This window comes from Lysinibacillus sp. NPDC059133, from assembly GCF_042755925.1.
Lineage (GTDB): Bacteria > Bacillota > Bacilli > Bacillales_A > Planococcaceae > Lysinibacillus.
Genome location: NZ_JBHZDH010000103.1, coordinates 1 through 6249 on the forward strand (window position 1 = coordinate 1; position 6249 = coordinate 6249).

The 6249-nt window shown below is 38.8% G+C and carries 5 protein-coding genes and 1 pseudogene; 3 read left to right on the forward strand and 3 right to left on the reverse strand.

Annotated elements, in window-relative coordinates; genetic code table 11:
- From ACFXN8_RS26075 to ACFXN8_RS26085, 3 genes and pseudogenes are all read right to left on the reverse strand, one after another.
- A pseudogene (locus ACFXN8_RS26075) lies at nucleotides 1-354 on the reverse strand (hypothetical protein); the annotation flags it as partial.
- A gap of 867 nt (nucleotides 355-1221) precedes the next feature.
- Nucleotides 1222-1410 (reverse strand): 50S ribosomal protein L28, encoded by a 189-nt coding sequence (gene rpmB, locus ACFXN8_RS26080; RefSeq protein ID WP_370042904.1) that lies wholly within the window; start codon nucleotides 1408-1410, stop codon nucleotides 1222-1224.
- Nucleotides 1411-1658: 248 nt separating this feature from the next.
- Nucleotides 1659-2399: an IclR family transcriptional regulator gene (locus ACFXN8_RS26085; protein ID WP_386848281.1), complete on the reverse strand. Its 741-nt coding sequence runs from the start codon at nucleotides 2397-2399 to the stop codon at nucleotides 1659-1661.
- Nucleotides 2400-2618: 219 nt separating this feature from the next.
- Here ACFXN8_RS26085 and ACFXN8_RS26090 point away from each other — a divergent pair, with 219 nt between their 5' ends.
- The 3 genes from ACFXN8_RS26090 to ACFXN8_RS26100 all read left to right on the forward strand — a co-directional run bounded on the left by ACFXN8_RS26090 (nucleotide 2619) and on the right by ACFXN8_RS26100 (nucleotide 6018).
- Entirely contained in the window at nucleotides 2619-3506 is an 888-nt protein-coding gene (locus tag ACFXN8_RS26090; protein WP_386848282.1) for a dimethylarginine dimethylaminohydrolase family protein, read from the forward strand.
- A 1-nt stretch (nucleotide 3507) separates the two neighbouring features.
- Nucleotides 3508-4269: a dimethylarginine dimethylaminohydrolase family protein gene (locus ACFXN8_RS26095; RefSeq protein ID WP_386848283.1), complete on the forward strand. Its 762-nt coding sequence runs from the start codon at nucleotides 3508-3510 to the stop codon at nucleotides 4267-4269.
- A 336-nt stretch (nucleotides 4270-4605) separates the two neighbouring features.
- A complete protein-coding gene (locus ACFXN8_RS26100) occupies nucleotides 4606-6018 on the forward strand; it encodes an amino acid permease (protein WP_386848284.1) in 1413 nt (470 codons plus the stop codon).
- Nucleotides 6019-6249: the final 231 nt, after the last annotated feature.

Here is a 6249-nt window from a genome sequence, read left to right on the forward strand (position 1 = left end):
TTTCTGAGAAGTATTGCTATCTATATGTTTTTTATAGTTATGTTGATGCTTTTTAATATACGCATGCAGTTGATATTCACTTAATCCAAAAGATTGACGAATGTTATCTAATTCTTTTGCGGTCTGTTTCAATTCTTTTGAATCATTAGATTTTTTCGCCTTTTGGTAGCAACGTAATTGTTTTCGATAGTGTTTTGATTCTTGCATTAAAGTATATTTTTTTACTGCATAAGACAAGGTTGTATTATAGAGTGTACGGGCAATTTCAAAACGTTTTAATAGAATATCCTTTTGCCATGTATCTATAAGTAACCTGAGTTCTATAATAAAACAATCTTTCTTCCCTTTCGTCATTACCCGTCACTCCTTTCTTTTTTTGATTATTCACAATATACAACATAAAAATATGTTCTATAAAGAAAAAAGCACTTCATTCCTGCCACCTCTGAAGAAGTGGGCTTCCTGAAGCTCAATTCTGTGAATATTATGGTGGATGATTTCCGTTCCAGGCTACTCGCTTTGTAGCTGCCGCTTTGCTTTCGCTACAGAAAACATTTGTAGCTGCCGCTTCGCTTTCGCGCAGAGCTTCCTGTGGGCGAGCGTCGAGCCGCTTCCTCCGCTGTTGTTGCTGCTGCTACGTTAGCACTACGCTTTCGCACAGAAAACATCCGCTCCGTGCAGGGTCTCGTCTGTCTCGCTTTCCCACGGGAGTCGAGTAGCCTTCCACTCCAATCAGCGGTAGCATAGAACTTTTATTAATTTTATGTAATTCAAAAGTGAACGCTATGGCTACTCACCATAATCAAACAGAAGAAACTTATAACAATAATGCTATTGTACACCTGATCTTGCTGACGCTACGTTAATACTACGCTTTCGCGAAAGACATGCCAGAAGATACATACTATGAGAAGTGGTTGATTGTAGTGAAGACTAGGCGGCTCATCGGACGCCCCCAGGAAGCTCTGCTCTGCGCGAAAGCGAAGCGTCAGCGGCAAAGCGCCCAGTCGGAACGGAAATCAACCCCTCGCTTTGTTGAAGAACTATACTTTATTATATCGTAACTGCCATTCTGCATAGGTGTTTTGTTGTGCTGCTATATGTAATGAAAGCCGCTAGGAATTACTATGAGAAGTAATTTCTAGCGGCTTAGTAATTTATTAAGAAAGAAAAAAATCGATTTTGCGCCAAATGCGAAAATCGATTTTTTGGAAGCGACGATTAAACGCGCTCGATTTTACCTGATTTTAATGCACGAGTAGAAACCCATACACGTTTTGGTTTACCGTCTACTAAGATACGAACTTTTTGAAGGTTAGCACCCCAAGAACGTTTGCTAGCGTTCATAGCGTGGGAACGGTTGTTACCAGTACGAGCTTTACGCCCAGTGATTACACATTGTTTTGGCATGTTGTATTCCCTCCTTACTGTTAATGCTGAAAGATTATTATTTCAGTTCGGTATTTCACATACCATAATAATTTAACATACGATGACGTTCAGTGCAATAGTTTTCACATAACCTTTCAAGAAAAAAACCTTTACAGACAAAAAACACTTGTTAAATAATGGATGAAAATTCCTAGATGAAACAATTATTGGGAGAAGACTCATCATCAGTAGGGGATAAAGAAAATCCACTTTCATAAAGCTTCATTTTATTTTCCGCGGTAGCCAAGCTTCATGGAAACACGTTTACCAGTTTCCACTAAACGCTCTGTAATGGTATTAATATGTTCTGCAGAAACGTTAAAGCTAACAAAACCAATACTTACTGCACCGACTACTTCATTGAACCCATTTAAAATGGGAACTGCAATGGAAGATGTTCCTACTGTTCTTTCCCCATGACTAATAGCAAATTCTTGTAGTCTTATTTGTTCAAGCTGTGCCTCTAATTCAGCGATTTCGTCATGAGGAATAAGCTGTTCAATAATTGCCCTTGCTTGAGAAACGGGCATTGTGGCTAAAATTGCTTTATTTGCAGCTCCAATATGCATCGGTATACGAATACCTAGCTGATCGTAAATACGGATGGGATTAGCTGCACTGTCTATTCTCTCGATAATAATTGTATCTAAACCAGCGGGCTTACTTAAATAGACGCTCTCCTCGACTTCTCTTGCTAAACGCTCTAATTCTGGCCTGATTTTACTGATGTAGTCCATCGTATCATACACTTGTAAGCCAAGTTCCATCCATATTGTACCGAGACGATATTGTTTAGTTTGATCGTCTTGTTCAATCATTCCTTCCTTAATCATCGCTTTTAAAATTCTATGTAATGTGCTAAGTGGTAAATTGCATTTTGCCGAAAGCTCTGAAATGGACAAGCTGTTTTCATTTGCTTCAGAAGCCAAAACTTTAGCGATTGTCATAGCTCGTTCTAATAATTGCATTGATGTCCCACCTCTCTTTCATTCATTTTATTTTTATTCCGTCTCGACGTCTAGCTACGTAATTGTGGATATCTATTTCATTATGCTTTTTATTCAAAAAGAAAGAATATATAAATTATTCTAAATATATTGACAGTATACATTAAAACACATATATTTTTCATATAAACTTTCCTCTCAACGGAAACGTTTTCCACTACACGGAAAGAGGTGAAGGGAATGCATTATTGTTCGTCAATGTATGCACCTTTGAAACACGTAATAGTAAAACATCCAAAAGATGCTTTCCGAAACCAACAGCATCTTAGCGATGAATGGAAAACATTTAACTACTTATCAGAACCTAGCTATAATGGGGCTCTTAAAGAATATGCAAAATTTATGAGCATTCTAGAAAAGTATGTTGAAAAAATTGATTTTTTACCAGAATCAGTTGAAGTAGGGCTTGATTCGCTGTATGCGCATGATCCTGTAAAATTCACACCAAATGGGGCCATTATCTTAAAATCTGGCAAAAAATCAAGACAGCCAGAAGCAGCTGTCTATAAAGCATTTTTACAGGAAAAAGGCATTCCGGTTATCGGAGAATTGACAGGAGAGGCTGTATCAGATGGTGGCGATATTGTTTGGCTTGATGACCGTACACTTGTGGTAGGTCGAGGCTATCGAACGAATGATGAAGCTATTCGTCAGCTAAAGGACATGACGAAGGGTTTTGTGGATGAATTCATTGTTGTGCAGCTACCGCATGATTTAGGTGAAGCAGAATGTTTACACTTAATGTCCTTCATTAGTATGGTGGACGAGGATTTAGCGGTTGTACATTCACGATTAATGCCAGTTTTCTTTCGTCAGCTTCTAATCGACCGAGGTATTCAATTAATTGAGGTCCCGAAAGATGAGTATGATACGCTTGGCTGTAACGTTTTAGCACTTGCACCTAGAGTATGTATTGTTCCAAATGGAAATCCAATGACAAAGCAACAATTACTTGATGCTGGCGTAACAGTTTATGAATATAAAGGAAATGAAATTTCGATAAAAGGAACAGGTGGACCAACATGTTTAACCTGCCCAGTAGTAAGAAGAAAAAAGGAGATGAAGTAAAATGTTTAAAAATGTTATTGTAAAAAATCCAGGAAATAGTTATGTAAATGGTTTAACGACTAGTGACTTAGGAAAACCGATTTTAGAAAAATTATTTGAGCAGCATGAAAAATATGTTGAAGCATTAAAGAGATGTGGCGTGGAGGTTACACAGCTTCCGGCGAATGAAGCCTTTCCAGATTCAACATTCGTAGAGGATACGGCTGTTTTAACAGCTGAATTTGCCATTATTTCAAATCCAGGGGCCGAAGCTCGTAATCGTGAGATTGAGGAAATCGTGCCAGCTGTTAAAAAGTTCTATGAAAAATTATATTATATCGAAGGCCCAGGAACACTTGATGGCGGAGATGTATTGCAGGCAGAAAAGAAATTTTATGTCGGTATCTCTGATCGTACTAATGAAGAAGGGGCTCGACAATTTAAAGAAATCGTAGAAAAAGAAGGCTATGAGGCAACGATCATTCCGCTAAAGGAGTTTTTTCATTTAAAAACGGGCATCGCATATGTTGGTGAAAATCGTATTGTAGTAGCAGGAGAGTTTGTCGATCACCCTGCATTCGAATCCTATGAAAAAATTATTATTCCAAAAGAGGATGAGTATTCAGCAAACTGTATTCAAGTAAATGATTATGTCATTATTCCAGCAGGCTATCCAGAAACAAATCGTAAATTAAACGATCTAGGCTACCAAACAATTGAGCTAGAAATGTCGGAGTTTAGAAAACATGATGGTGGGCTAAGTTGTTTGTCATTACGTTTTTAACTTCTTTCAGCGGGTGTACAAACATCCGCTGAAATAGAGGAACTCAGTCGTTGCCACGTCCTGTGGCAATTTATCTGTGCGAAAGCGAAGCGACAGCAACACTGTTTTATCTGTGCGAAAGTGAAGCGACAGCAACAACACACGACTGAGTGACCAACATCATGTTGCTGCCGCTGCGTTAGCACTACGCTTTCGCACAAAAAACATTTGCTGCTGACGCTACGCTTTCGCGCAAAAAACATTTGTTGGCCCAAAGCCTCCGGCGGATGTCAATGTAAAAATACCCGTGGTGATATCAGAATATTCGATATATTGATAACTAGAGAGTGGGGATGGATGTTGAGTAAAGGGGAACAACGGCAAGATCATCAATTAAACCGTTCAATGAAGAGTCGGCATTTATTAATGCTATCGCTCGGAGGAGTTATTGGAACAGGACTATTTTTAAATGTTGGCTTTACAATTAATCAGGCAGGTCCTGGAGGGGCATTAATTGGTTATTTATTTGGTGGCTTAATATTGTACATGGTTATGAATTGTCTTGGAGAATTGGCGGTTTACATGCCTGTAACTGGTTCTTTCCAAACCTATGCAACACGTTTTATCAGTCCTTCAGTTGGATTTTCTTTAGGATGGATGTATTTTGTCGGGTCAGCTGCCACAGCGGGGGTAGAATTTACAGCAGCGGGAATTTTGATGCAACATTGGTTCCCGAATGTTCCTATTTGGATATGGTGTGCTGTATTCATGGTGCTGTTATTTACTTTAAATGCATTGACAACTAGAGGATTTGCGGAAGCAGAATTTTGGTTTGCAAGCATTAAAGTCATTGCGGTGATTGCATTTATCGTTATAGGAGCTGCGGCAATCTTTGGATTGATTCCGCTAGCTGATCGTCCAACACCACATTTTACGAATTTAGCACCGTCTGGTTTATTCCCAGCAGGTATTGCCATTATTTTTGTCACAATGATGAATGTTATCTTTTCTTATCAAGGTTCTGAACTTGTCGGGATTGCAGCAGGAGAAACTGAAAATCCAGAAAAAAATATTCCTCGGGCAATAAAGACAATTCTTTTTAGAATTATAGTTTTCTATATTGCTTCTATTATTGTTTTATCTGCGATATTCCCTTCATCGGAGCTTGGACTACTGGAAAGTCCTTTTGTCACATTGATGAATTTAGCTGGCGTTCCATACGCTGCTGGCATTATGAACTTTGTAATTTTAACAGCGATATTATCAGTAGGTAACTCATGTTTATATGCTTCCACACGTTTATTATGGTCGATGTCAAAAGAGGGAATGGCTCCTAAATTATTTGGACGACTAACGAAAAATAAAGTGCCATTAAATGCACTTATTTTCACGATGCTTTTCTCGTTGCTTTCTTTATTAACGAGCGTGATGGAAGCAGATGCAGTATTTGTTTTACTCATGTCTATTGCAGGAATTTCTGTAACAATTTCATGGATGGGGATTTGCGCCTCTCAATTAATGTTCCGATATCGTTATGTCAAAGCAGGAGGAGATGTATCTGAATTAAAATTTAAAACACCATTTTATCCATTGATTCCAATGTTCTGTATTATTTTTTGCACGCTAATTCTGGTCTTTTTAGCATTCGATCCAACACAAAGAGTTGGTTTACTATATGGGGTTGGCTTCTTTATCGCTTGCATGATTTTCTATAAATTAAAATTGAGTAAAACGAATACAGTTTCTTCTGAGATTAACTCATCATCATAATGTGAGGGGATTTCCGTTCCGACTGGGCGCTTTGTTGTTGCTGTCGCTACGCTTTCGCACAGATAAAACATTTGTTGTTGCTGTCGCTACGCTTTCGCACAGATAAAACATTTGTTGCTGTCGCTACGCTTTCGCGCAGAGCAAAGCTTCCTGGGGGCGTTCGATGAGCCGCTTCGCTTCGCTGCAGGGTCTCGGGCCAACAGATGTTTTTTGCGCGAAAGCGTAGTGCTA

Excerpts from the sequence above, each read along its gene's own strand:
- rpmB (WP_370042904.1), bottom strand. The coding sequence starts at position 1,410 with ATGCCAAAACAATGTGTAATCACTGGGCGTAAAGCTCGTACTGGTAAC.
- ACFXN8_RS26085 (WP_386848281.1), bottom strand. The coding sequence starts at position 2,399 with ATGCAATTATTAGAACGAGCTATGACAATCGCTAAAGTTTTGGCTTCT.
- ACFXN8_RS26090 (WP_386848282.1), top strand. The coding sequence starts at position 2,619 with ATGCATTATTGTTCGTCAATGTATGCACCTTTGAAACACGTAATAGTA.
- ACFXN8_RS26095 (WP_386848283.1), top strand. The coding sequence starts at position 3,508 with ATGTTTAAAAATGTTATTGTAAAAAATCCAGGAAATAGTTATGTAAAT.
- ACFXN8_RS26100 (WP_386848284.1), top strand. The coding sequence starts at position 4,606 with ATGTTGAGTAAAGGGGAACAACGGCAAGATCATCAATTAAACCGTTCA.